A 593-nucleotide genomic window follows, 5' to 3' on the forward strand; every position below is an offset into this window, starting at 1 on the left:
CGAGGAGGTCGCGACCGCCCGCGAGAACATCATCGCCGGCGACATCGACGTCCCCTCGGAGCTGTAAGGCCCCTCGACGGGAGTCGCCCGCGCGCCCACGCGCCGGATACTGTCGGCGCTCCGACCGGTCGGCGCGCCGCGGGGACCGAATCATATCCAAACATATTCAGCCACCCTGCAACCAGAGGGAAGTAGACCAATGGCCACAGCCGTCCACCTCGACGGGATAACCAAGCGGTTCCCCGGCGTCGTCGCGAACGACGACGTCGACCTCGAGGTCGAACGCGGCACCGTCCACGCCCTTCTCGGTGAGAACGGGGCCGGGAAGACGACGCTGATGAACGTCCTTTACGGCCTCTACGAGCCGACGTCGGGAACGGTCCGGCTCGACGGCGAACCGCAGGCGTTCGGCTCGCCGCGGGACGCGATCGACGCCGGGATCGGAATGATCCACCAGCACTTCATGCTCGTCGACCCGATGACCGTCACCGAGAACATCACGCTCGGGAGCGAGCCGCGGAAGTGGGGCGGCCTCGCCGTCGACCGGGAGGCGGCCCGAGTGGCCGTGGCCGACCTCGCCGCCCGGCACGGCT

General features: G+C 69.1%; 1 protein-coding gene. It reads left to right on the forward strand.

Annotated features, from left to right (window positions below; translation table 11 throughout):
* Positions 1-199: 199 nt before the first annotated feature.
* Positions 200-593, forward strand: a 394-nt coding sequence (locus tag D3D02_RS18570; RefSeq protein WP_121571339.1) for an ATP-binding cassette domain-containing protein, incomplete at its 3' end; no start/stop codon positions are given.

It is taken from the genome of Halobellus sp. Atlit-38R, assembly GCF_003665925.1.
In the GTDB taxonomy this organism is placed as follows: Archaea; Halobacteriota; Halobacteria; order Halobacteriales; family Haloferacaceae; genus Haloquadratum; species Haloquadratum inordinatus.